26 protein-coding genes are annotated in these 24,010 nt (G+C 68.5%); 3 read left to right on the top strand and 23 right to left on the bottom strand.

Translation table 11 applies throughout. The features are described from left to right. Window positions 1-337: 337 nt before the first annotated feature. Window positions 338-1,933 carry a methyl-accepting chemotaxis protein gene (locus AC6LJ9_RS22020; RefSeq protein WP_498149189.1) on the top strand — a complete coding sequence of 532 codons (1,596 nt, stop codon included), beginning with the start codon at window positions 338-340 and terminating at the stop codon, window positions 1,931-1,933. Between the two features lie 166 nt (window positions 1,934-2,099). Here AC6LJ9_RS22020 and fliR read toward each other — a convergent pair whose 3' ends face one another. From fliR to fliF, 13 genes are all read right to left on the bottom strand, one after another. Then, a complete protein-coding gene (gene fliR / locus AC6LJ9_RS22015) occupies window positions 2,100-2,888 on the bottom strand; it encodes a flagellar biosynthetic protein FliR (protein ID WP_212322347.1) in 789 nt (262 codons plus the stop codon). Between the two features lie 23 nt (window positions 2,889-2,911). Further along, window positions 2,912-3,181 (bottom strand): flagellar biosynthesis protein FliQ, encoded by a 270-nt coding sequence (gene fliQ, locus AC6LJ9_RS22010; RefSeq protein ID WP_103274036.1) that lies wholly within the window; start codon window positions 3,179-3,181, stop codon window positions 2,912-2,914. Window positions 3,182-3,196: 15 nt separating this feature from the next. Then, window positions 3,197-3,943, bottom strand: coding sequence for a flagellar type III secretion system pore protein FliP (gene fliP, locus AC6LJ9_RS22005; RefSeq protein ID WP_212322360.1), 747 nt, complete (start codon window positions 3,941-3,943; stop codon window positions 3,197-3,199). A 57-nt stretch (window positions 3,944-4,000) separates the two neighbouring features. Continuing rightward, on the bottom strand, window positions 4,001-4,324 hold the full coding sequence (fliO, locus tag AC6LJ9_RS22000; RefSeq protein WP_212322350.1) for a flagellar biosynthetic protein FliO: 324 nt from the start codon (window positions 4,322-4,324) through the stop codon (window positions 4,001-4,003). A 17-nt stretch (window positions 4,325-4,341) separates the two neighbouring features. Then, a complete protein-coding gene (fliN, locus tag AC6LJ9_RS21995) occupies window positions 4,342-4,899 on the bottom strand; it encodes a flagellar motor switch protein FliN (RefSeq protein ID WP_498149188.1) in 558 nt (185 codons plus the stop codon). Then, window positions 4,892-5,899, bottom strand: coding sequence for a flagellar motor switch protein FliM (gene fliM / locus AC6LJ9_RS21990; RefSeq protein WP_212318950.1), 1,008 nt, complete (start codon window positions 5,897-5,899; stop codon window positions 4,892-4,894). Before fliM ends, fliN begins: the two co-directional genes overlap by 8 nt. Window positions 5,900-5,901: 2 nt before the next feature. After that, window positions 5,902-6,531, bottom strand: coding sequence for a flagellar basal body-associated protein FliL (gene fliL / locus AC6LJ9_RS21985; protein ID WP_498149187.1), 630 nt, complete (start codon window positions 6,529-6,531; stop codon window positions 5,902-5,904). A 169-nt stretch (window positions 6,532-6,700) separates the two neighbouring features. Continuing rightward, window positions 6,701-8,062 carry a flagellar hook-length control protein FliK gene (locus AC6LJ9_RS21980; protein WP_498149186.1) on the bottom strand — a complete coding sequence of 454 codons (1,362 nt, stop codon included), beginning with the start codon at window positions 8,060-8,062 and terminating at the stop codon, window positions 6,701-6,703. 24 nt (window positions 8,063-8,086) lie between these two features. Then, the gene (gene fliJ / locus AC6LJ9_RS21975) at window positions 8,087-8,536 is read right to left on the bottom strand and encodes a flagellar export protein FliJ (protein WP_498149185.1); all 450 of its coding nucleotides are present in this window, start codon (window positions 8,534-8,536) and stop codon (window positions 8,087-8,089) included. Then, entirely contained in the window at window positions 8,529-9,980 is a 1,452-nt protein-coding gene (gene fliI / locus AC6LJ9_RS21970) for a flagellar protein export ATPase FliI (protein WP_212318942.1), read from the bottom strand. The genes fliJ and fliI overlap by 8 nt, the downstream gene beginning before the upstream one ends. Further along, window positions 9,977-10,741 carry a flagellar assembly protein FliH gene (fliH, locus tag AC6LJ9_RS21965; RefSeq protein WP_212318940.1) on the bottom strand — a complete coding sequence of 255 codons (765 nt, stop codon included), beginning with the start codon at window positions 10,739-10,741 and terminating at the stop codon, window positions 9,977-9,979. Before fliH ends, fliI begins: the two co-directional genes overlap by 4 nt. Next, the gene (gene fliG / locus AC6LJ9_RS21960) at window positions 10,734-11,747 is read right to left on the bottom strand and encodes a flagellar motor switch protein FliG (RefSeq protein ID WP_103274044.1); all 1,014 of its coding nucleotides are present in this window, start codon (window positions 11,745-11,747) and stop codon (window positions 10,734-10,736) included. Before fliG ends, fliH begins: the two co-directional genes overlap by 8 nt. Continuing rightward, a complete protein-coding gene (gene fliF, locus AC6LJ9_RS21955; RefSeq protein WP_498149184.1) occupies window positions 11,737-13,404 on the bottom strand; it encodes a flagellar basal-body MS-ring/collar protein FliF in 1,668 nt (555 codons plus the stop codon). The genes fliG and fliF overlap by 11 nt, the downstream gene beginning before the upstream one ends. 344 nt (window positions 13,405-13,748) lie before the next feature. Between fliF and fliE the strand changes: the two genes are divergently transcribed. Further along, window positions 13,749-14,084: a flagellar hook-basal body complex protein FliE gene (gene fliE / locus AC6LJ9_RS21950; protein ID WP_498149183.1), complete on the top strand. Its 336-nt coding sequence runs from the start codon at window positions 13,749-13,751 to the stop codon at window positions 14,082-14,084. Window positions 14,085-14,348: 264 nt separating this feature from the next. Here fliE and AC6LJ9_RS21945 read toward each other — a convergent pair whose 3' ends face one another. The 7 genes from AC6LJ9_RS21945 to AC6LJ9_RS21915 form a co-directional block, all read right to left on the bottom strand. After that, window positions 14,349-15,152: a flagellar brake protein gene (locus tag AC6LJ9_RS21945; RefSeq protein WP_498149182.1), complete on the bottom strand. Its 804-nt coding sequence runs from the start codon at window positions 15,150-15,152 to the stop codon at window positions 14,349-14,351. Window positions 15,153-15,164: 12 nt separating this feature from the next. Beyond that, complete coding sequence (locus tag AC6LJ9_RS21940; protein WP_103274048.1) at window positions 15,165-15,503, bottom strand: EscU/YscU/HrcU family type III secretion system export apparatus switch protein; 339 nt, start codon at window positions 15,501-15,503, stop codon at window positions 15,165-15,167. Continuing rightward, on the bottom strand, window positions 15,503-16,867 hold the full coding sequence (fliK, locus tag AC6LJ9_RS21935) for a flagellar hook-length control protein FliK (protein ID WP_498149181.1): 1,365 nt from the start codon (window positions 16,865-16,867) through the stop codon (window positions 15,503-15,505). The genes AC6LJ9_RS21940 and fliK overlap by 1 nt, the downstream gene beginning before the upstream one ends. Then, window positions 16,864-17,217: a flagellar protein FliT gene (locus AC6LJ9_RS21930; protein ID WP_103276439.1), complete on the bottom strand. Its 354-nt coding sequence runs from the start codon at window positions 17,215-17,217 to the stop codon at window positions 16,864-16,866. The genes fliK and AC6LJ9_RS21930 overlap by 4 nt, the downstream gene beginning before the upstream one ends. 47 nt (window positions 17,218-17,264) lie before the next feature. After that, a complete protein-coding gene (fliS, locus tag AC6LJ9_RS21925; protein ID WP_103274050.1) occupies window positions 17,265-17,693 on the bottom strand; it encodes a flagellar export chaperone FliS in 429 nt (142 codons plus the stop codon). An 18-nt stretch (window positions 17,694-17,711) separates the two neighbouring features. Beyond that, window positions 17,712-19,106 carry a flagellar filament capping protein FliD gene (gene fliD, locus AC6LJ9_RS21920; RefSeq protein ID WP_103274051.1) on the bottom strand — a complete coding sequence of 465 codons (1,395 nt, stop codon included), beginning with the start codon at window positions 19,104-19,106 and terminating at the stop codon, window positions 17,712-17,714. A 144-nt stretch (window positions 19,107-19,250) separates the two neighbouring features. After that, the gene (locus tag AC6LJ9_RS21915) at window positions 19,251-19,628 is read right to left on the bottom strand and encodes a flagellar protein FlaG (RefSeq protein WP_498149180.1); all 378 of its coding nucleotides are present in this window, start codon (window positions 19,626-19,628) and stop codon (window positions 19,251-19,253) included. Window positions 19,629-19,773: 145 nt separating this feature from the next. Here AC6LJ9_RS21915 and AC6LJ9_RS21910 point away from each other — a divergent pair, with 145 nt between their 5' ends. Next, a complete protein-coding gene (locus AC6LJ9_RS21910; protein WP_498149179.1) occupies window positions 19,774-20,511 on the top strand; it encodes an IclR family transcriptional regulator in 738 nt (245 codons plus the stop codon). Window positions 20,512-20,577: 66 nt separating this feature from the next. On the opposite strand, the gene AC6LJ9_RS21905 is transcribed toward AC6LJ9_RS21910, so the two are convergent. The 3 genes from AC6LJ9_RS21905 to AC6LJ9_RS21895 are packed head-to-tail and all read right to left on the bottom strand — an operon-like array spanning window position 20,578 to window position 23,958. Further along, complete coding sequence (locus AC6LJ9_RS21905; RefSeq protein WP_498149178.1) at window positions 20,578-21,744, bottom strand: acyl-CoA dehydrogenase family protein; 1,167 nt, start codon at window positions 21,742-21,744, stop codon at window positions 20,578-20,580. Then, window positions 21,734-22,990, bottom strand: a complete 1,257-nt coding sequence (locus AC6LJ9_RS21900; protein ID WP_498149177.1) for a CaiB/BaiF CoA transferase family protein — start codon at window positions 22,988-22,990, stop codon at window positions 21,734-21,736. Before AC6LJ9_RS21900 ends, AC6LJ9_RS21905 begins: the two co-directional genes overlap by 11 nt. Then, window positions 22,987-23,958 carry a Bug family tripartite tricarboxylate transporter substrate binding protein gene (locus tag AC6LJ9_RS21895; RefSeq protein WP_212318914.1) on the bottom strand — a complete coding sequence of 324 codons (972 nt, stop codon included), beginning with the start codon at window positions 23,956-23,958 and terminating at the stop codon, window positions 22,987-22,989. Before AC6LJ9_RS21895 ends, AC6LJ9_RS21900 begins: the two co-directional genes overlap by 4 nt. Window positions 23,959-24,010: the final 52 nt, after the last annotated feature.

The following is a 24,010-nucleotide window of genomic DNA, read 5'->3' as shown; positions in this document are numbered from 1 at the left end:
TCCCAGGCCCGGGGCGTGCCGCCGTTGTCGCATGGGCGGGCCGCCTTGCGCGGTGCCTGCGCGCGGGTGGCATGCCCGGCTCAGGATTGCCGGGTTTTCCTGGCACAGGAAAATGACAGGTGTTTGATCCTGCGCACGTTAAGTTTTCGAAAATGTAGCCGTTAATTGCGATAACGCCTGGAGATAGGCGATGAAACAGGTTCCGACGTCCGAAAGTGGTGCAAGATGGCTTTCGGATTCACGGACCAGGCGGGGACTGGCCTGCGCATCGCGCGGGCTCGGCGTGCTCGCCCTCATGGAATCGCTCTTCTCCGAATGAAGCAACAGGAGACCGGCAATGCGAGTGAACCTTCCCATCCACAATGTGGAAACCAAGCTGCGCGAGGATCAATACCTCATCTCGCGCACGGACACCAAAGGCCGGATTCTCTATGCCAATCCCGCCTTCATCGAGGTCAGCGGCTTCTCCCGTGAAGAGCTGATCGGCAAGGCCCACAATATCGTCCGCCATCCGGACATGCCGCCGCAGGCCTACGAGGATTTGTGGCGGACCCTGCAGGCAGGCGAGTCCTGGCTGGGGCTGGTCAAGAACCGCAGGAAGGACGGCGGCTACTACTGGGTGCTGGCCAATGCCACGCCCATCGTCGAGAACGGCGAGGTGGTGGCCTATTCGTCGGTGCGCGTGCGGCCCAGCGACGAGCAGATCGAAATGGCCGAGGCGCTCTATGCCCGCATCCGCGAGGGGACCGCGCGCGGCGTGCGCATTCGCCGGGGCCGGCCGGTGCGGGCCGGCTGGCGCCGCATCATCGACGTGCTGGCGTATCCCTTCCGCTCGGGCGTGCGCAGCCGCATGCTGCGCCACGCGCTGGTGTCGGCGAGCTTCGTGGCGGGCGCCGGCGCCTACGGCCTGCATGCGAACTGGGACGCGCTGAGCACCGCCGGCGCCAGTTTCGGCTGCGCGCTGGTGGCGCTGGGCGTGGCGGCCGTCTTTCTGCTGGGCTGGCGTTTGTCGCGCTCGGTGACCGGTCCGGTGGTGGACGCCGCCAACATGGCGCGCCAGGTGGCCGCGGGCAACCTGACCACGCAGATCGTGGCCGAGTCCGACGACGAGATCGGCAGCCTGATGTTCTCGCTGGAAGTCATGCGCAAGAGCCTTATCGGTATCGCGCAGGACGTGTACCGAGGCATCGAGGGTACCACCCAGGCGGCGGTGCACATCGCGCGCGGCAACCAGGAGCTGGCCGGCCGCACCGAGGGCCAGGCGGCCTCCTTGCAGCAGACAGCCGCGAGCATGGAGCAGCTGACCTCCACCGTGCGCCAGAATGCCGACAATGCGCACCAGGCCAATCAGCTGGCCGCCAGCAGCATGGACGTTGCCCGTCGAGGCGGCGTGGCCGTGGGGCAGGTGGTCAACACCATGCATGGCATCTCCGACAGCTCGCGCAAGATCGCCGACATCGTCAGCATCATCGAGGGCATCGCGTTCCAGACCAATATCCTGGCCCTGAACGCGGCGGTGGAAGCAGCGCGCGCCGGCGAATCCGGCAAGGGCTTCGCCGTCGTGGCCGGCGAAGTGCGCAACCTGGCGCAGAAGAGCGCGCAGGCGGCCAAGGAGATCAAGGGCCTGATCGAGGACTCGGTGGACCGCGTCAACGAGGGTTCGGCCCAGGCCGAGCAGGCGGGCGCGACCATGGAAGAGATCGTGGCTGCGGTGCGCCGGGTCACGGACATCATCGGCGAGATCTCGCAGGCCTCGCAGGAACAGTCCAGCGGCATCGAACAGGTCGACACGGCCGTGTCGCAGATGGATGTCATGACGGTGCAGAACACCTCGCTGGTGCAGGAGCTGGGCGGCGCGGTCATGCAGCTGGGCGAACAGTCCGGCTCGTTGCGTGAAACGATCCGCGTCTTCCGCCTGACCGGCCAGCCTTGAGGGGATGGCTTGGCCGTGCCGGCTTGGAAGGGGCGGCCATGACGGGCAGTCTCGCAATCTGCCTCAGTCTTCCCAGACCGGGGCCGCACGGATCCGGCTCCGCCGGTCCGTAGCGGCGCCCCCTGGGGGGAAGCGCGCAAGCGCTCCGGGGGGGCTCCACTCCGGATTAGCCTCCGGCTAATCCGTCTACTACTCGGCTCATGGCCGAGAGGCCGGATTCGAACAGCGATTCCAGGAAGGGCCCGGCGTGGGGCAGCACCACGGTGAGCACGGTGACGCCCACGATCAGGGTCACGGGAAAACCCACCGAGAACACCGACAGCTGTTGCGCGGCGCGGTTGAGGATGCCCATGGCCAGGTTGATGGTCAGCAGCGCGCAGATCAGCGGCAGCGCCAGCAGCAGGCCGGACACGAAGATGGTCTTGCCCCATTCGACCACCACGCCCCAGCCGTTCTGGTGCAGCTGGATCTGCGCGATGGGCAGGGTGTCGAAGGAGCGCACCAGCGCCGCCAGCACCAGCAGGTGTCCATCGAGCGCCAGGAAGGTCAGCATGGCGATGACGTTGAGCATGCGCGACAGCACCGCCGTATTGGCGCCGGTGCCGGGATCGAAGAAGGACGCGAAGGACAGGCCCATCTGCAGGCCGATGAACTCACCCGCCGTTTGCACCGAGGCGAACACGATGCGCATGGTGAAGCCCAGCGCGATGCCGGTCAGCACCTGCTGCATCACCATCCAGAGTCCGGCGTAGGAGCCGGGGGCCACGGGCGGCATGGGGTCCAGCGTGGGGCCGATGGCCGCGGCCAGCACGAAGGACAGGCCGACCTTGACCTTCACGGGCACGGCGGATTCCGAGAACAGCGGCGCGGTGGCCACCAGCGCCAGGATGCGCACGAACGGCCAGATGAACTGGCCGATCCAGCCGTTGAGCTGTTCGAGGGTGAACGCGATCATGGGTGCGCCGGCGGCCGCGCCGGTCAGGACACCAGGCCGGGGATCTGCCCGATGAGCTGGCGGATATAGTCCACCATGAGGCCGATCAGCCACGGGCCCAGCAACACCAGCACGCCGCACATGGCCAGCAGCTTGGGGATGAAGGACAGCGTCATTTCGTTGATCTGCGTGGCGGCCTGGAAAATGCTGATGACCAGGCCCACGACCAGCGTGACGAGCAGCAGCGGGCCGGCCATCGCCAGCGCGATCTTCATCGCCTGGTAGGTCATGGTCATGACGGTTTCAGCGGTCATGGCGGTCCTCCGGGCTTATTGGTAGAAGCTCTGGGCCAGCGAGCCCATGAGCAGGTGCCAGCCGTCGGCCAGCACGAATAGCATCAGCTTGAACGGCAGGGACACCGTCACGGGCGGCACCATCATCATGCCCAGCGCCATCAGCACGCTGGCCACGACCAGGTCGATGATGAGGAATGGAATGAAGATGGTGAAGCCGATCTGGAACGCCGTCTTGAGCTCGCTGGTGATGAAGGCCGGCACCAGGATCTTCAGCGGCACCTGCGACGGGTCGTCCAGCGCCGGTTGCTTGGCCAGGTTGGCGAACAGCGCCAGATCGTTCTCGCGGGTCTGGTGCAGCATGAAGGTGCGCAGCGGCCCGGCGGCGCGCTCGACCGCGGTCTCGAACTGGATCGAGCCCTCGGACAGGGGCTTGTAGGCGTCGGCGTAGATTTTGTCGAACACCGGCGACATGGTGTAGAAGGTCAGGAACAGCGCCAGCCCGATCAGCACATGGTTGGGCGGCGACATCGCCGTGCCCATGGCGCTGCGCAGCAGGCCCAGCACGATGATGATGCGGGTGAAGCCCGTCATCATCAGCAGCGCCGCCGGCAGGAACGACAACGAGGTCATCAGCAGCATGGTCTGCATGCTGAGCGAGTACGTCTCGGAGCCGTTCGGGCCCGGCGTGGCGGTCAGGGCGGGCAGGGTGGCCTGGGCGACGACGCCGGCCGGGAACAGCGCCAGCCCCAGCAGCGCCGCGGCGCCCAGCATGGGCAGCATGCCGCGCCCGGCGCGGGAGGAAGTCATGCGTCTGAGGAAATTCATGAGGGTCGCGGGCTAGCGGCGCTTGAGCGCCTGGCCCAGCTTGGCGGCGAAGGCCGAGGCGGGCAGGGACGCGCCTTCGGGCAACTCGCCGGCAGGCATGGTGTGCAGGGTGGTGAGCTGGTTCGGGCTCACGCCCACCACCAGCCAGGTCTTGTCCACTTCGATGACCACGACGCTCTGGCGGGCGCCCAGCGGCAGCGCGGCAACCTGCTTGAGCAGGCTGCCGCCGCCGCGCTGCACCAGCCCGGCGCGGCGCGCCAGCCAGGCCGAGGCCAGGATGGCCGCCACCACCAGCACCAGGCCGATGATGACGCGCAGCAGGGCGGATTCGGTCATGATGGCCTGCCCGCTGGTCAACGGCGGTTGTTCAGGCGGTTGATGCGCTCGGACGGGGTGATGATGTCGGTCAGGCGAATGCCGTACTTGTCTTCCACCACCACGACTTCGCCCTGGGCGATCAGATAGCCGTTGACGAAGATGTCCATGGGCTCGCCGGCCAGGCCGTCGAGTTCCACCACCGAGCCCTGGCCCAGCTGGAGCAGGTTCTTGATGGTCAGGCGGGTGCGTCCCAGTTCGACGGTGAGCTGGACGGGCACGTCCATGATCAGGTCGATGTCGGTGCCGGTGCCCGTGGTGGTGCCGGACAGCGGCTTGAACACCGATTGGGCGGCCGGCTGCGCGGCGGGCTGGGCCGGAGCGGGGGCCGGCGCGGGCGCGGGCGCAGGGGCGGCAGCGGCGGCGGGCGCCGCGGCGGTCTGTTCGGCCATGGCGGCGGCCCAATCGTCCTGCGGTTCCTGCGGCTTCAGGCCGTCGGCCTGGGTGGGCGGATTGGCGCGGGATTGTTCGGCGAGCGCGTCGGCCCAGTCGTCGGCCGGGGACGAGCCAGTGCCGGGCTCGTTCTTGTCAGTCATGGTCGGGGGCCTCGTTTGAATCGGAATCGTGAGTAAACATGTTGTGCACGCGCAGGGCGTACTGGCCGTTGAAGACGCCGTAGCCGCATTCCATCAGCGGCACGCCGTCGACGCTGGCGATGATGGTCTGGGGCACGTCCACCGGAAGCACATCGCCCACCTTCAGGCGCATCAGCTCGCGGATGCTGGACGGAATGCGGGCGAATTCGGCGACCACGTCGATGTCGGCGCTGCGCACCTGGCGCGACAGCTGCTGGGCCCAGCGCTGGTCCACTTCCTCCAGCGCGGTCTCCTGCAGCGGGCGCGTCAACAGGTCGCGCACCGGCTCGATCATGGAATAGGGCAGGCAGATGTTCAGATCGCCGCCGGTGGCGCCGAACTCGATATGGAACGAGCTCACGACCACGACTTCATTGCTGCCGGTGATGCTGGCGAACTTGGTGTGCATCTCCGAGCGCACGTACTCGAATTCGATCGGATAGACCGGATCCCAGGACTTGCCGTAGCTCTCCAGCGTCAGGTTGAGCAGGCGCTGGATGATGCGCTGTTCGGTGGTGGTGAAGTCACGGCCCTCGACGCGCGTGTGGTAGCGGCCATCGCCGCCGAACAGGCTGTCGATGACCAGGAACACCAGGTTCGGGTCATAGGTGAAGAGCGCGGTGCCGCGCAGCGGCTTCATCTGAATCATGTTCAGATTGCTCGGCACGGGCAGGTTGCGCTCGAAGTCCGCGTACTTCTGGATCTTGATCGAGCCGACGGTGATGTCCGCGCTGCGGCGCATGAAGTTCAGCAGCACATGGCGCATCTGGCGAGCGAAACGCTCGTTGATCAGCTCCAGCGTCTGCATGCGGCGGCGCACGACCCGGTCCGGAGAACTCAGGTCATAGGCCCGCGCGCCGTCGATGGCGCCCGCGGTTTCCTTTTTGCTGTCGCTCTCGCCGGTTACGCCGGCCAGCAGCGCATCGACTTCATCCTGCGAAAGAAACGCCTCGTAGGCCATGCTTATTGCACCACGAACGCCGTGAACAGCACGTCGGTGACGTACTGGCCGTCAGGCAGCGGCGAGAACGGACGGTTGACGGCCTGCTTGATCGCGTTGGCCATGTCGGTCTTGCCCTGCGAAGTCTGCACGGCGGTCGGCGACTGCGACGACAGCACCATGAGGATGCGGCTGCGGACCTCGGGCATGTACTTTTCCAGGCGGGTGCGGGTCTGCTCGTCGTTGACGCGCAGCGTCAGGCCCACGTGCATGATGCGCTCGGTGTCGGCGTTCTGCAGCGTGACCGTGAACGCCTCGATCGGCACGAAGATCGGCGCGGGCACGGCGACCGGCGTGGTCGGCGGGGCGACGAAGGTGGTCGGCTGCGGGGTCTGGCCCGGCACGCCAGGCGCGCCCGGCGTGCCGGGTGCGCCAACCTGGCCCGGATTCTGGCCGACGGCGAGCGACACGTTGGCGCCATTGGGCGGCGGCTGCATGCGTTGCGTGATGAACCAGGTCGCGCCGGCGCTGGCCGCCGCGACCAGCAGCAGGACCAGGACCCCGAGCACGGGACGGAGGATGCGGCCCAGGCCGCCGGAGCGGGTGGGAAGCGTGCCGCGCGCCGGCATGGTGGAAGGTTTTGAAGTCGCCATCTTGGTGTCGATGCGTGTTTGCCGCTAATGAAAACGGACTCTCAGTGGATGAAAGCATTCTGCCCGAAATCCCGCGCCGGTTTGGGAGCGAAAAACAGGGCGAAAGCCGCGTATCTCAAGCTATTGCTGCACTGCGCGCAGCCCCGGCGGGGCCGCGCGCCAGCCGGGATTACGCGAAGGTGTCGACCAGCGCGTTGGCGTTGCGGGGCGAGGCCGCCGCGGGACGCGAGGCGTCGGCCACCACGTCGCCCGCGCCGCCCGTCAGGCCGCTGCCCTGGCGCTGCGAACCGCCGCCCTGGTTCTGGGCGAACTGCTGCTGGGCGGCCTGCTCGCCCACGCTGGTCTGGCCCAGCGAGATGCCGGCCTGCGCCAGCGCCTGCTGCAATTGCGGCAGGGCGGTTTCAATGGCCTGGCGCACGGAAGCGTGCGCCGACACGAAAGAGGCGCTGGCCACGCCGTCGGCCAGGTTCAGGCTGACGCGCAGCGGGCCCAGGTCCGGCGGATCCAGGCGCAGCTCGGCGGTCTGCACGCCATGGCGCGCGCTGTTGCTCATCACGACCAGTTGCTGGCCCAGGTCCGTGCCCCAGTGAGTGGCGCCGACCGGGGTGGCGACCTGCAGGGCGACCGGCGGCTGGCCGATGCCGGCGGGGTTGAACACAGGCAGGGGCTGCTGGCGCTGGGCCGCGACGGCCAGCGATTGCGCCAGATGGTCCTGCGCGCCGGCGGCGTGCTGCGGCAGCTGGAACGTCTGCGTAGCGGCCGGTAGCGGCGCGGATTCTTCTTCATGGCGGGCGGGCTGTTGAGCCCCGGCCTGGGACGCTTGCGCCGCTTCGACGGCGGTGCGCGGCGCGGGGCGCGGCAGCGCGTTGTCGGCGACCAGGCGCGGCGCCTCGGCGGCGGGCGCGATGGTCTTGACGTCGGCGGTCACGGCGGCGGACTGGCTGCCGGGCTTGGCGGCGGCGGTGACCACGGGCACGGCGAGTTCCGCGTCGCGGGCATCGCGGGCGGCGGCGGCCTGGGCCTGTTGCGCTGTCAGCGGCACGGGCGCGCGCGGCGTCGGCGTGACCTCGTTGGCGTTCAGCGCGTTGACCAGCACGGCGGCGGTGCCGCTGGCGGCGGTCACGGCGGCCTGCGCGGCGCCACGGGCGTTCTGCACCTGCTCGGCGGCCTGGGCGGCGATCTCCAGCGCCTGCTGCGGCAGCAGGGCCTGCGGCACGGGCTGCTGCGCGGCGGCGACCGCCATCGCGCCGGCCTCGGCCTGGGCGGCCTTCTCGACGGCATCGTCGATGGCGCCGGAAGCGGCGTTCTCGGCATTGCCTTCCGCGCTGCCGCCGGTCTTGCCGGGCGCGGGTTCCTTGGCGCCGTTGCCGGCGGGGCGGGCGTCATTCGATTGGGTCGGACGCTGCTGGGCCAGCACTTCGGAGAAGCTGGGGCCCTTGTTGTCGGACAGGGAGGACTTGGCGCCAAAGGCGTCGGCCGGCGAAACCGGCGCGGACGGGGCGATGGCGGGCAGGGGCAGGGGAGCGTTCATCTTGGGCTTCCTGTGGTATGTCGCTTAATGCATGCCGGTCTGGCGCTGGACCAGGCGGGCCGAGTATTCGTCGTTCAGGCGCTGTTCGCGGCGCGATTCGGCGACGGCTTCGGCGCGCTGCGCGCGTTGCGCCAGCGCGTCGTAGGAATTGAGCTTGCGCTTTTCCTGCTGGTAGTAGAGCCGGCCCTTGTTCAGGTTCTCGTCGGCCTGCTGCAGCACGCCCTGTTGCTGGGCGATGGCGTCGTCCAGCGTGCCGATGAAGCGCTGGTAATTGTGGCAGTCGCTGGCCGACATGCCGGAGGTCATGGCCTGCTGCAGCCGCTCGAGGTAGTCGTGGCGGTAGTCCTGCAGCATGCCGAGCTGGCGTTCGGCGTTGGTGCGTTCGGCGCTGAGACGGCCGAGCAGGCGCGCGGCTTCGTCCGTGCTCTCCTTGGCCAGATTGATCAGCATGTCCAGGGGAAGTTGGCTAGGCATAGGTGTCCCTCAACTCGAAACTGGCCTGCAATTGGTTGACCGCGTCCTGGTAGCCGACGTTCTCGCCGATATCCTGTTGCAGGAAGGCTTCCAGGCGCGGGTAACGGGCGATGGCATCGTCCAGCTGCGGATCGTTGCCGGCCACGTAGGCGCCGACGGCGATCAGGTCGCGATTGCGCTGGTAGCGCGACAGCGTCTGCTTGAAGCGGCGCACGACCGAGAACTGCTGCGGCGTGATCAGCGACGTCATGGCCCGGGAAATCGACGCTTCGATGTCGATCGCGGGGTAGTGGCCGGCTTCGGCCAAGTGGCGCGACAGCACGACGTGGCCGTCGAGAATGGCGCGGGCCGAGTCGGCGATCGGATCCTGCTGGTCGTCGCCTTCGGCCAGCACGGTGTAGAACGCGGTGATCGAGCCGGCCTTGCCGTTCGGGCCGGGCGCGCCCATGCCGGTGCGTTCCACCAGGCTGGGCAGCTTGGCGAAGACCGAGGGCGGATAGCCCTTGGTGGCGGGCGGCTCGCCGATGGCCAGCGCGATCTCGCGCTGCGCCATGGCGTAGCGGGTCAGCGAGTCCATGATCAACAGCACGTCCAGGCCCTGGTCGCGGAAGTGCTCGGCCAGGCGCGTGGCGTAGGCCGCGCCCTGCAGGCGCAGCAGGGCCGACACGTCGGCCGGCGCGGCCACCACGACTGAGCGCGCCAGGCCTTCGGGGCCCAGGTTGTGCTCGATGAATTCCTTCACTTCGCGGCCGCGCTCGCCGATCAGCCCGACGACGATGACGTCGGCCTTGGTGTAGCGGGCCATCATGCCCAGCAGCACGCTCTTGCCCACGCCGGAGCCGGCGAACAGGCCCATGCGCTGGCCTCGGCCAACCGTCAGCAGGCCGTTGATGGCGCGCACGCCGGTGTCCAGCACCGTGTCGATGGGCGCGCGCGAGAGGGGATTGATCGGCTGGGCGGACAGCGGCGCCAGTTGGGCGCCGGTCAGCGGGCCCAGTCCGTCCAGCGGGCGGCCGGCGCCGTCCAGCACGCGCCCGAGCAGGGCGTTGCCCACGGGCAGGTGGCGGCCCAGCTGGGGCTTGGCGTTGCCGTTCAGTTCGGCTTTGCTGGGCAGCGGAATCTGGCGCTGCACGGGCGGTTCGCCGGGCACCACGCGGGCGCCGGGCGGCAGGCCGGAAATGTCGGCCTGCGGCATCAGGTACAGGGTGTGGCCGTCGAAGCCCACGACCTCGGCGTCGGCCCAGTGGTCATGGCCGCGCGCGATTTCGATGCGGGCGGCGGCCCCCACCGGCAGGCGCAGGCCGGTGGCGTGCAGCACCAGGCCGGTGGCGCGGGTGATGCGGCCGCTGACCAGCCAGGGCTCGGTCGAGGCGGCGCGGATCGAGCCGATCTCCAGCTGGGTCTGCCAGCGGTCGATGACCGGCACGGCCGGCTGGGCGCTCATGGCGTCGCCTCCGCTCCCTGGGCGCTTTCTTCCCAGGACGTGTTGCGGCCCAGCGAGGCGGCCACGCGGCGCCAGCGCGTCTGCAGCGTGGCGTCGATGTCGCCATAGGGCGTTTCGGCGCGGCAGCCGCCTCGCACGACCGATTCGTCGGCCAGGACGCGCCAGTGGCCTTCCTTCAGCTCGTCGGCCAGGTGCAGGCGGATCAGCTCGATGTCCTGCGGATTGGCCCACAGCCGCATCTGGCCGCCGGCGCTGGGATTGATGTGCAGCACTTCGCGCACGGCGTGCACGACGGCTTCGGGTTGCTCCGCCAGGGTGTTGCGGATCACCTGCTGGGCGATGTCCAGCGCCAGCGTCAGCAGGCTTTGGCCCATACGCTCTTCCAGCGCGCCGATCGAGGCGGCGCAGGATTCGGCCAGGGCGTGCAGGCGGGCGGCTTCCTCGGCGCCCTGTTCGCGCGCCAGGGCCAGGCCCTCGGCGTAGCCGGCCTCGCGGCCCTCGGCATGGCCGACTTCGCGGCCTTCGGCGCGGCCGGCTTCGTGGCCGGCGGCGTGGCCTTGTCCGTAGCCGTCCTGGCGGCCTTCGGCCACGGCTTGCGCGCGCAGCTGGGCCAGCACGACTTCGGGGTCCGGGCCGGGATCGGGTTCCGGCTCGGGCGCGACCTCGACGGGCGGCGGCTCGTCGAACGACAGCATCTGCCAGCGCCGCCATGCGGCGCTGCGCGAGAGCAGGGTCGTCGAGCCGTTGTCCGCGTCAGACATACGCGTCGTCTCCCGAATTGCCCAGCACGATCTGGCCGCTCTCGGCCAGGCGGCGGGCGATCTGCAGGATCTTCTTCTGCTCGGCCTCGACCTTGGACATGCGGATCGGGCCTTGCGCTTCCAGGTCCTCGCGCAGCATCTCGGCGGCGCGGCTGGACATGTTGCGCAGGAACTTGGCGCGCAGCTCTTCCTGGGCGCCCTTGAGCGCGACCATGAGCGTGTCGTTGTCGATTTCCTTGAGGATGAGCTGGATGGCGCGGTCTTCGACGTCGAGCAGGTTGTCGAACACGAACATCTCGTCGATGATCTTCTGCGCCAGGTCGGCATCGCGCTCGCGCAGGCTGGCGACCACGGTTTCCTCTTCGGTCGAGTTCATCATGTTGAGGATCTCGGCCGCGGTGCGCACGCCGCCCATCTTGCTGCGCTTGGCGCCCTGGCCGGCCAGCACCGAATTGAGCACGTCGGTCAGTTCGGACAGCGCGGCCGGCTGCACGCCGCCGAAGGTGGCGATGCGCAGCATCACGTCGTTGCGCAGGCGGTCGGTCAAGAGCGCCAGCACGCCGGCGGCGCGGTCGCGCTCCAGGTGCACCAGGATGGTGGCGATGATCTGCGGGTGCTCGTCGCCGATCAGCTCGGCCACGGTGTGCGGATCCAGCCAGTTCAGCGCGTCGATGCCGCTGCCGCCTTCGCCGGCTTCCAGGATGTCCTCGATCAGGCCGGCGGCGCGGTCGCTGCCCAGGGCCTTGGTGAGCACGGTGCGGATGTAGTCGTCCGAGCCCAGCGTGACGGCCATGAACTGGTCGGCTTCCTGGCGGAACTCTTCCAGCACGACGGCCACGTCATTGCGCGTGACCTGCTTCAGGCTGGCCATCGCGGCGCCGACCTGCTGGACTTCGCGCGCCGTCAGGTACTTGAAGACCTCGGCCGCGGCGTCCTCGCCCAGCGACATCATCAGGACGGCGCTGCGGGTCATGCCGTCCATGGGTTTGGCGGAATCATTTTTCATCTTTGCTCATCCAGGTGCGCAGGACCATGGCGACGGCACGCGGATCCTTGTTCGCCATCGTGCGGGCGCGTTCCAGGTTGTCCTCGTAGCGCGTGGTTTCCTTGGCGCGGGCGGTTTCCTGGGCCTCGCGCTGGGCTTCGATGCGTTCGGATTCAGCCACTTCCGGATCAACCGGCGGGTACAGGTAGTCGGTGACCTGGCGACGCACCTTGCGGTACAGCCAGAAGGCCACGATCAAGCCCAGCAGCCAGGCCATGATGGTCTTGAACAGGGCGATCATTTCCGGATCGCGCCACATCGGCAGGGCGGGCGGACCGTCGTTGAACTGGCTGTTGACCAGGTTGAGCGAGTCGCCGCGGCCTTCGGAATAGCCCATGGCCTCGCGGACCAGGTTGGTCAGCTTGTTCAGTTCCTCGGGCGGCAGCGGCTTGAGGTCGCCGTCCTTGTCGCGGATGTAGTTCACCACCACGGCCACCGACAGGCGCTTGAGCGCGCCGACCGGCTGCTTGACGTGGCTGATGGTGCGGTCCACTTCGTAATTGGTGGTGGCGTCGCGGCGCTCGTTCAGGCTGGCGGAGGCGGCCTGCGCGCCGGTCTGCTGCTGGGCGCCTTGCTGCTGTTGCTGCTGCGGCGTCTGGCCGGGACGGGCCGGCGGCTGCTGCGGATTGGTGATGGGCGCCTGGGCGTTGCCGGGCGGCTGGTTCGACAGGGCGCCGGGCACGCCCTGCGCCGGGCCGACGCCGCGCTGGGTGGCGTCGCTGGTCTGCTGGCTGCGGATCGCGCCCTGGCCGGGTTCCTGGTTGGGGCGGTAGACCTCGGAGGTCTCCTCGCGGCGCGCGAAGTCCATCTCGGCGCTGGCCTGGGCGTGCACGTTGCCGGGGCCGACCAGGGGATTCAGGATCGTCAGGATGCGTTCGACGGTGCGCTGCTCCATCTCGCGCACGAAGCGCAGCTGGTCGGCGTCCATGCCGCGGCCTTCGCCCAGCGGGGCCGACAGCAGGCGTCCGTTCTGGTCGACGACGGAGACGTTCTCGGCGGTCAGTTCCGGCACGCTGGAAGCGACCAGCCAGGAGATGGCGGACACCTGGGCATCGCTCAGGCTGCGGCCGGGATACAGGTTCAGCAGCACCGAGGCGGTGGGCGCCTGGCGCTCGCGCACGAACAGCGACTGGCGCGGCATGGCCAGGTGCACGCGGGCGTGCTGCACGGTGTGCATGGATTCGATCGAACGGGCCAGCTCGCCTTCCAGGCCGCGCTGGTAGTTGATCTGTTCGGCGAACTGGCTGGCGCCGAAACGGGCGTTGTCCATCAGCTCGAAGCCGACCGAGCCGCCGCGCGGCAGACCCTGCGAGGCCAGTTGCAGCCGGGCGTCATAGACGCGGTCGGCCGGAACCAGCAGGGCGGTGCCGTTCTCGTTGTAGCGATAGGGCACGTTCATCTGCCCCAGCGCCGTCACGATGGCGCCGCCGTCGCGGTCTTCCAGGTTCGAGAACAGGACCTTGTACTTGGGCTCGCTGCTCCACATGACCGCGGCCACGATCAGCGCGACCACGGCCGCCGCCGCGCCCAGCAGGACGGGCTTGGGCAGCGATCGGACTTTTTCCAGCACGGGGAACTTCGCCAGCAAAGACGAGCTCAGAGTGGCCTGCTGATTCATTTGCGGCCCCCGCTGGCTGCGCGGAGCTGGGAAAAGGACTTCATGTTCGGGTAGGGCAGATTACACATGCAACGTGCTTCTGGTCTGGGGTGAGCGTGGATTATTGCCGCAGGGGGCGCAATCCCAATCGTCGAAAACAGCGGTTTTTTGGCGTTACTTATCTCCTATGTCGCCCGGGGCCGCGCAAGGCCGGACACAGGGCGGCCGCCAGCCCGCCGTAAGCGGCGCCGGATTGGGGGAAATATCGGGTTTTTTGGCGGTTCTTGTCGGCTATGAGGGGCGCCGATCCCGGTTACGCTGCCTGCAGATTCGGCATTACGCCCCACCTGCAAGGAAACATGGCAATGGCGGTAACAGGTTTGTCCGGCATCGAAAGCATGCTGTCCCAGATGCGCGAGGTCGTCAGCAAGGCGGAATCCGGCCTGTCGGTCGGCGGCGCTGCGCCGCTGGCCCAGCCCGACGGTTTCGCCGCCGAGCTGCAACGCTCGATCCGCCGCGTCACGGCCGCCCAGAACGCGGCCAGCGCCCAGGCCAAGGCCTTCGAACTTGGCGCGCCCGACGTCTCGCTCAACGACGTGATGGTCGACATGCAGAAGGCCAGCATCGGCTTCTCGACGGCGATACAGGTGCGCAACAAGCTGGTCGCCGCCTACAAGGAAATCTCGTCGATGGCCGTCTAAGGCCCGAGACGAAAACACCGCACGAAGAGGGGCGCCAGCGAGCGCCCCTTCGGCGTTGGCGCGCATGCAGCGCCAAGCCAGGCTTTCCCCACACAAGCGTCGCATGTCCCCGATGCGGAGGCAGCGCCAAACACCCTGCGCCCCCAAGAACACCGCTCACGGCATTAGCAAATCGCCTCAAGATCGGGGCAGCGCGGAGCCGGCTTTGCCGGTCCGCAGCTGCGCCCCCCTGGGGGGGAAGCGCGCAGCGCTTCGGGGGGGGACCTACTCTCTATTGCCTTTTTCCAGGCGCCAGACCACCTGTTGCAGCCAGTTCTCCTGGCGCGCGTCCAGGTTCAGGAAGATGGCGCCCAGGTGGCTGACCGGCGGCTCGCCCGTCAGTGACACGTGACGCGGCGCGGGGTCGTCCGGGCCTGCTCCGGGCGCGATCATGGGCTGCCCGGATACCGGATAGACGTTGCGCACTTCCAGGTTGGCGACCAACTTGCCGAGGTCGCCGAAATCCATCTGCACGCCTTCCAGCACCTCGCCGCGCTGGGGCAGCTCGGGCGCGGCCAGGCCGACGCGCAGGCCGACGCCGTCGACCGAGATGTCGCGCACCGTGAAGGCGAGCGGCTTGGTCTGGGCCTCGGGGAGCCAGGTGGCCTGGCAGCGGCTGGCGCTGGCGATCAGCGAGGCGCGGAACATCTTGCGGCGCTGGATCCGCGCCAGGCGGTCGGGGAAGGGCGACATCAGGGCCGCGCTGCCGTCGTCGAAATGGATCACTTCGGGCCGCTGCACGCGGAAGCGGATCTGCACGCCCCCATAGGCCGTGGCGTGGAAGTGGAAGGTGGTGCCGCTGAGCAGGCCCATGCTGTCGGACTGTTCGAAGTCCGCGCCGGCATAGTCGCGCGGCCGCCAGAAGAACTGGCGCGTGTGCTTGTCCGCCCCCAGGATGAGCACGGCGATCTCGCGATCGGCGGCGTCGCGCACCAGGATGTGGCTGTCGGGGTGGGTGAGCTCGAACAGCGCGGAACGCATGTCTTCCGGCCGGGTGAGCAGAAATTCCGGATCGCTGGCGTCCAACACGGTGGAGATTCCTTAGATAGATAGATCGGGCGGCGCGGCGTCGGCCGGAATCTCGCGCGATTCCAGGCGATACAGCCAGGCCAGCAATTCTGCCACCGCAACGTACAGTTGGGGAGGAATATGCGCGTCCAGGTCGACCTGCATGAGCAGGCCGACGAGTTCGCGCGACTCGTGCACGTACAGGCCGTTTTCCTCGGCGGTGCGGACGATGGTGTCGGCGAGCTGGCCGTAGCCCTTGGCGACGACGCGCGGCGCGCCGTCCGCTTCGTCGTATGACAAGGCGACGGCGGCGTTGCGGCCTGCGTTGGGCGAGGCGGCGTGGCCATCCTCGGGGCGTTGCGGGTTTGCCATCAGAAATCAGTCGGAATGATGGGGCGCGGGTCGACCACGTTGACCGTCATGTGGCTCAGCGTCAGGCCCGCGGCCAGCAGGCGCGAACGCAGCTGGTCGGACGATTCGTCGATCAGGGCGGCGCTGTGGGGCGCGACCAGCTGCAGCACGATCTGGTCGCCGGCCAGGTTCAGCCGCGCGTCCACCAGGCCCAGTCGGGGCAGGTCGAGCTTGAGGCGGGTGGCCCAGGTCGGAACGGCCGATTCGGGATCGCCGCCGTAGGGGTCGCGCTGCACTTCCCAGTCCATCGGCGTGCCGGGCCAGGCTTCCCCGCGCCAGGCCAGCGCCTGGTTGGCCAGCACGTCGAGCTGCTGGCGCACCAGCGCGTTCAGGTCCTGGTGGATGCCGTTGATCGGCGCGCCGGGCGTGGGCGCATTGGATCCGCCGGAAGCGGGCGCGGGCGCGTCCGCGCCGCCGGCGCCGCGGCTGGCGGGCGCTTCGGCCCGTGCGCGCGTGGCGGCGGCGCCATGCTGTTGCTGCTGGGCGTCGGCCTGCTTGAGGTCGGCCTGCGGTTCCTTGCGCAATTCGGACGGGTTGGCGCGGCCGAAGGCCAGATCGGCCAGGTGTGATTCGTAGAACAGGCCGCTGGTCTGCAGGGCTTCGCGCAGGGCCTGGCCCAGCGCGCGGGCGGCCGGACCCTGCGCGGCCAACGCGGCGCGGGCGGCGGCGGCCGGGTCCTGGGCGGGGGGCGCGCCCTCGGTGGCGCCGGTCTGGCCGGGCGTCTTGCCGGCGGCGGTTGCCGGGTCGCCGGCGATCGCGTTCAGGACCGTCGCCACGTTGGCGGCGCTGTTCGCGGCAGCGGCCTGCGGTTGTCCGGCGGGCGTATTGGCGTGCGGCGCCGGGGGCTGGCCGCCGGGCGCCGGCTGGCCCGCGGCGGGCTGCCCGGCCGTGGCACCGGGCTGGCGGCCGGCCGATGCATCGGGGGTCCACAGTGGCGCGCGCCCTTGAACGGGCGGGGCTGCGTCGGGGTACTGCGCCAGAAGCGAGAGAATCGCGCGGGCGGTGCGGCCCAGCGTGGTGGGCGCGGAAGCGGTGGTGTCGTTGCTGGTGACCAGGCCGCGCGCGGCCAGGGCCAGCGCGGCGGCGGTCTTGGCGTCGACGATGGCGGCGCGTTCACCGCGCGCGCCGCCGGTCTGGACGCCCTGGCGGGGATCGCGCGGCGAGCCATCGGCCTGGCCGGGTTTCTCCAGGCTGCCGGGCTGGCTGACCGCATCCGGGCGCGCGCCGGAAACCTGATTGGCGGAGGCGGCGGACATCGTCGTGCCGAGCACGGCGTCCAGCCGCTGCACCAGGACGTTGCCCAGCGCGGCGGGACCTACGCTCATGTTTCAGGCGCCTGGTAGCCGTAGGCCGAGAGCAGGGTCTGCTGTCGCTTCATCCTGCCCAGCAGCTCGCCCAGGCGGGCCAACTGGGGAATCGCCAGGTCGCGGGTCAGCGCATCGTTCTCCAGGATGCGGACCAGCAGGTCGTATTTCATCGCGCGGCCAGCGTCGTCCAGCGGCATGGACGGTTCGCTGTTTCGCAGGCGCTCCACCAGCTCGCAGTATTGCTGCCCGTGCACCACGGCTGTATCCCAATCCCCGGCTTGGGCGGCGGTAAGCATTTCGCCGGTAATAACGGCTATCTCCTGGTAATGCTCCAGGATAGGGGAGGAGATCTGGGTAAGGGACGTCATGGAAATCTCGGGCGGGCGCTGGCTGGCTGGGTTCGTTTTGCGGGCCATCACGGCGACACGCTGCCTGCCGGCTGGTCGATGGATGTCTGCCAAGCCTCGGCCAGATCGGCCAGCAGCCGGTCTGCGATGTCGAGTTGCTCGGCGTCCGACTTCAAGTTCGCCGTCAGCAGTGTGCGGACGATGTAATCATAGAGGCGCGAAAGATTGGCGGCGACATCGCCGCCGGCCTCCATGTTCAACCCGGTCTTCAAGCCTTCGTCGACAATCTTGATCGCTTTCGAGATCGCCGCGCCGCGTTCCGCGACCCGGCCTTCCTGCAGATGGATGCGAGCCTGTCCGATCGCCGCCCGTGCGCCGTTGAACAACAGGGTGATCAGCCGCTCGGGAGTGGCGCTCATCACCTGGGTTTCCAGGCCGATATCGGCGTAGGATCGGACAGAGTGCGATCCTGTCGGGCGGCGGGCGGCGTAAGTCATCAGTGCATCTTCTACGGGTTACTTGGATTTGTTCATCGCCGCGAACTGTTGGCTCAGGTAGGCGCCGGTGGAGTTCATCTGGGCGACCATCTTGTCCAGCGCGATGAAGCGAGTACGCATGACCGACAGTTCGGCGTCGCTGGCGGCTTTGGCGCGGGCCTTTTGATTGCCGAGGTCGGTGATGGTCTTGTTCAGGCCGTCGGTGCGATTCTTGAGCGAGCCGTTGCTGCCGAGCACGTCCTTGACGGCGGCGTCGAACTTCTTGGCCAGGCCGTCTTTGCCGTTGAGCAGTGTGCCCACGTCGGCCGGGTTTTCCTTGAGCGCCTTGTCCAGCTTGACGTTGTCCAGCTTGAGCTGGCGCGTCAGGGGATCGGTGGTGATGCCCAGGTCGGCCAGCGACTTGACGTTGCCCGAGCCCAGCGCGCCGCTCAGCACGCTGGAAACGGCGGACTGGATCGAACGGGTGGTGCCGTCGCCGGTCAGTGGGCTGGCCTTCTTGGTGTCGTCCGGTTCCTTGGGGTTGTACGCGGTCAGGCCCTTGATCGTGGTCTGCAGCGCGTTGTAGGTCTTGACGAAATCCTGCACCGCCTTGGTGGCGACCGAGACGTCGGCTTCCAACTTGAGCTGGATTGGTTTGTCGGTCGGCGTGGTGTCGGTCAGGTTCAGCGTCACGCCGTCGATGACCTTGGACACGTTGTTCGAGCCGCTCTTGACCGTCAGGCCGTTGATGACGAGCTCGGCGTCCTTTGCCTTGGTCTGGGTCATGCCGCTGGTGGTGCCGTCGGCGGCAGTGCTGAAGCCCAGGATGTTCTTGAGCGACTGGTCGCCGGTGACGGTGATGTTCTTCACCGAGGCCTGCACGCCGGTGTCCTTGGCGGTCAGCATCAGGTAGTTGTTGCCGTTGCCATCGTTCAGCACCGTGGCGCGCACGCCCGCCTTGTCGTCGGCGTTGATGGCCTTGACGATGCCGTTGAGCGAGGTGTCGCCCTTCAGGTCGATGGTGCGCTTGGTGCCGTTGGTCAGTTCGATCTCGAAGGTGCCGGTGTCACCGTTCTTAGCGGTCCGGTCTGCCACGGCGCCCGAGCGCAGGCCCTGCGCGATGGCCAGGTTCTTCACTTCGATCGAATATTGACCCGCAGCAGCGCCTTCACCAACGGTGGCGGTCAGGGCGTTGCCGCCGGTGACGCTGCCAGTCATGGCGGCCATGGTCTCCGGCTTGCCCAGCGTGGCGGCGGACTTTTGCACCGCTTCCAGCGCGCTTTGCAGCTGGCTGTAGGCGTTGATGCGCGCCTGATAGCTCGTCGCTCGCGTGTCGTAGCGCTGAAGGGCCTTGTCGTTGGCTGCCGCCAGATCCGTCAGGATCTTTTCCAGCGGCAGGCCGGAGACTGAACCAAGGTTAGTAATGGAGGCCATGTGAGATTCCTTCCTAGCGATATGATTCTGTCAAAGATTGGAGGTCAGCGATTGCCCGGGTAAGGGCATAAGGCTGGCTTAATTCGGTCTTTCCGCCCGCGAGGGCGGGCCTGAAGGCATTCTTTGGAAAGTATTGGGTGCGCATCAAGCCGAGGTTTTGATGCCATTTCCCTGCATGTTGACGATCATTTTGGCGATCTTGATAACAGCTTCGCTCGGGATGGTCCGCAGGACCTTGCCCGATTCGGCGTCGACCACGGACACCACGATCTGATGCACGTCGGGGTCGACCTCGAACTGCAATTGGGTGGACCAGGCTTTCATCTGGTCGTTGATTTCGTCGAGTGCGCGTTCCAGCGGCAGCTTCTGCGAATCCGACTGCTCGGACGTGGCGCTGTCCGAGCCGCCGCTATGGGCTGAGGCGGCGGCAGGCGCAACGGTGACGGATGGGTCCGGGACGACGGGCGCAGGCGCTACCGCCACGGGGGCATACGAGGCGGGGGCTAAGGGGGATACGGCCATGATCACTCCAGCGGCGGTGCGGGCGTCTCGGAGGAACGCGCTGTTATCAGGAAATTCTCAGTTACCATAACGGCACGCTCAGGGGCGAACTTTAGCGCCATCTGAAACAAGATATTTCTCACGTTCCAGGGTTGTGGACAGGGCAATGAGTGTCAAGACGGCGCTGCGCGTCATCGAAATCATCGAAACCTATGCCCGCGAGAAGCGCGCCTTGCCCCTGTCGGAGCTCGCCCGGCTGCTCGATGTGCCGGTGTCCAGCTGCCTGGCGCTGATCCGCACGCTGACCGGGCTGGGCTATCTCTATGAAACCGGACGGCGCCAGGGGTACTACCCGACGGGGCGCCTGCTGGCGATGGCGCAGCGCATCGCCCATGCCGATCCTGTCCTGGACCGGGTTTATCCCAGTCTGGTGGAATTAAGGGACGCGACCAAGGAAACCGTGGTCTTCGCCAAGCTGAGCCAGGACGCGCGGGTGGTCTACCTGGACGTGCTGGATTCCCCGCACACCATCCGCTACGCGCCCGTCGCCGGCGAATTCAAGAGCATCCACGCCAATTCCCTGGGCAAGGCGTTGATTTCACTGCTGGACGCGCCGGCGCGCATGGCCATGCTGGCCGGCGTGGAGATGACCCGCTACAACGAGCGGACGCTGACGACGCCGGCGCAGGTGGAAGAGGATATCGGGCTGTCGCGCCAGCGCGGCTGGTTCATGAACAACGGCGAGTCCATCGCGGATGTGGGTGCCATCGCCTGGCCGCTGACCCTGTCGGGCGAGCACTACGCCATTTCGGTCGGCGGGCCGATCTACCGCATCGAACCCAGGCAGGCGGAATACGCCAGCATCCTGCGCTCGGCCTGCGCCGGGCTGGAGCGGCAAGCCTGAGGGCGACCGGCGGCGAGTGCGAGCCCCGCCTGACGGTGGTCCGTCGTGTCGCGCCAAGCGACGCGCTCAATAGGACTTGGGCAGTCCCAGCACCTTCTCGGCGATGAAGCACAGGATCAGCTGCGGGCTGACCGGCGCGATGCGCGGAATGAAGCTTTCGCGCAGCAGCCGTTCCACGTGGTATTCCTTGGCATAGCCCATGCCGCCCAGCGTCATGACGGCGGTCTGGCAGGCGTTGTAGCCGGCTTCGGCGGCCAGGTACTTGGCCGAGTTCGCGGCGGGGCCGCAGGGCTTGCCGGCGTCGTACAGGCTGGCCGCCTTGAACACCATCAGGTCGGCCGCTTCCAGCTGCATCCAGGCCTGGGCCAGCGGATGCTGCACGCCCTGGTTCTGGCCGATCGGACGGCCGAACACCACGCGCTCGCCGGCATAGCGCACCGCGCGCTCCAGCGCGGCGCGGCCGATGCCCACGGCCTCGGCCGCGATCAGGATGCGTTCCGGGTTCAGGCCGTGCAGGATGTACTCGAAGCCGCGGCCTTCCTCGCCGACCCGGTCGGCCACGGGGATGCGCAGCCCGTCGATGAACAGCATGTTCGAGTCCACGGCCTTGCGGCCCATTTTCTCGATTTCCCGGACTTCCACCTTGGACCGGTCCAGGTCCGTATAGAACAGCGACAGGCCCTGGGTGGGCTTGTCCACCTCCGACAGCGGGGTGGTGCGCGCCAGCAGCAGCATCTTGTGCGCCACCTGGGCCGTCGAGATCCAGAGCTTGCGGCCGTGGACCACGTACTCGTCGCCCTGCCGCACGGCGCGCGTGCCCAGCTTGGTTGTGTCCAGCCCGGCATCCGGCTCGGTCACGGCGAAGCAGGCTTTTTCGCGGCCGGCGATCAGGGGCGGCAGCCAGCGGCGGCGTTGCGCGTCGTCGCCGAACACCACCACCGGATTCAGTCCGAAGATGTTCATGTGGACGGCCGACGCGCCGGCAAAGCCCGCGCCGGACGCGGCGATGGTCTGCATCATCAGCGCGGCCTCGGTCATGCCCAGGCCGGCGCCGCCGTATTCCTGCGGCATGGCGATGCCGAGCCAGCCGTCGCGGGCCAGGTCGGCGTGCAGCGGCTCGGGAAAGCCGCCTTCACGGTCGCGCTCCAGCCAGTATTCGTCGGGATAGCGTTCACAGATGCGGGAGACGGCGGCGCGCAGCGCCTCCTGGTCGGGCGTGAATTCAAAGTCCATCTGGCTTTCCTGTGGGTTCCGGGGAGTCGGGAGAGCGGGCGGCGCCGCGCGCGAACAGGGCTTCGATGGCGGCGTCGTCGTAACCGGCCTCCGCCAGTAGTTCGCGGCTGTGCTGGCCCAGCGCGGGGGCCGGGCGGCGGATGGCGGTGGGCGTGCCGGCGTAGCGGCCCAGCGGCGCGGGCGTGCGCAGGCGGCCCTCGGTGGGGTGGTCCTGTTCGCGGATGAAACCGGTGGCGGCCAGGTGCTCGTCATCCAGCAGGTCTTCGATGGCATGCAGGCGGGCCGCCGGAATGTCGGCGCGCGCCAGGTCGGCCAGCCAGTCGTCCGTGGCGCGCTGGCGGACGACATCGGCGACGAAGGCGTAGACCTCGCCGATGTGCGCGGCGCGCGCGCCGTGGTCGCGAAAGCGCGGATCGTCGGCCAGTTCCGGCCGGCCGATCAGGGCGAAGAAGTTGTGCCAGTGCTTGTCGTTGTAGATCAGCAGGCACAGGTAGCCGTCGGCCGTGGCGTAGGGGCGGCGGTGCGGCGCGAGCAGCCTGGCGTAGCCGACCGGGCCCAGCGGCGGGTCGAACGTCGCGCCGCCCAGGTGGTCGCCCAGCGTCATGTGCGCCATGCCCTCGAACATGGGAATCTCGACCTGCTGCCCGCGTCCGCTGGCGCGGGCATGCAGCACGGCCGACACCAGCGCGATGGCGGCATGCAGTCCGACGGCGCGATCCGCCAGGGTCAGTGGCGCGTAGCGCGGCACGTCGCCGCTCTGCTGCGCGTACAGCGCCGCGATGCCGGCCTGTCCCTGGATCAGGTCGTCGTAGGCGGGCCGTCCGGCGTAGGGGCCCTGCTCGCTGAAACCATAGGCGCCCAGGTAGACGATGCGCGGATTGCGTGCAGCCACCGCTTCATAGGACAGGCCCAGCCGGGCCATGGCCTGGGGGCGGATGTTGTAGAGCAGGGCGTCGCAGCCCTCGGCCAGCCGAAGGCAGGCCTCGCGGCCCTCGGGCGTCTTCAGGTCCAGCGCGATCGAGCGCTTGTTGCGGTTCAGGTGCAGGTGCAGATGACCCATGCCGGGATTGCGCATGGGGCCGACCGCGCGCAGGTTGTCGCCGGCGGGCGACTCGACCTTGACCACGTCCGCGCCCAGGTCGCCCAGCACCTGGGTGGCGTAGGGACCCATGACGACCGAGCTGAGATCCAGGATGCGCACGCCGGCCAGCGGGCCGGTGGCGGGAAAGCCGGGTTGCGGGCTCATTGCTGCTCGATCCCGGCGTCGCGGATCAGCTTGCCCCAGAGATCGCGCTGCTCGCCCACGAAGCGGGCGAAGTCCTGCGGCGTGCCCGAGAACGCGTCGAAGCCCAGCGCGGCCAGGCGCTGGCGGGTCTCGGGTTTGGCGACGACCTGGTTGATCGCGGCGTTGAGCCGGGCGACGACCTCGGGCGGCAGTCCGGCCGGCCCGAAGTAGCCGTTCCATGAGTTCAGGTCGAAATCCGGCACGCCGGATTCGGCCATGGAAGGCAGGTCGGGGACGATGGCGCTGCGCTGCGCGGTGGACACCGCCAGCGCGCGCAGCTGGCCGGACTGCACGAAGGGCAGGCCGGAAGCCAGGTCGGTGAACATGAAGTCCACCTGTCCGCCGACCACGTCGGTCAGGCCTTGCGGCGTGCCTTTATAGGGCACGTGCAGGATGTCGATATTGGCGCGGCGGGCCAGCGTGGCGCCGGCCACGATGCCGGTGCTGTTGCCGCTGGCGTAGGTGATGCGCCCGGGGCGCTGGCGCGCGTCGGCGACCAGATCGGCGACCGTCTTCCAGGGCCGCTTGGGGTTGGCGACCAGGATGAAGGGCAGGTTGCCGCCGCGCGCGATGGGGGTGAAGTCCTTCACCGGGTCGTAGGGCACGTTCTTCATCAGCCAGGGCGCCGCCGAGTGCGAGGTATTGGTGGTGACGAAGATCGTGTAGCCGTCGGGACGGGCGCGCGCCACCAGGCTGGCGGCGATGGTGGCGTTGGCGCCGGGCTTGTTCTCGACGATGACCTGCTGGCCCAGGATGGACGAGAGTTCATTGCCGAAGATGCGCCCGACCGCGTCGGTGCCGGAACCGGCGGGGAAGGGCACGATCAGCGTGATGGGCTTGGCGGGATAGTCCGCGGCGCGGACCGCGGCAGCGGGCAGCAGGGCCGCGCCGGCAAGCAGCGCGGCGCCCAGCAGGCGCGATGGTTTCATGGCTTGTCTCCTTGGTGGAATGGCGCGGGCGACTTCTGCGGTCGCCACGGCC

The organism is Achromobacter sp. 1011811831 (assembly GCF_059760905.1).
This window is presented reverse-complemented; position numbering and strand designations above follow the sequence as displayed.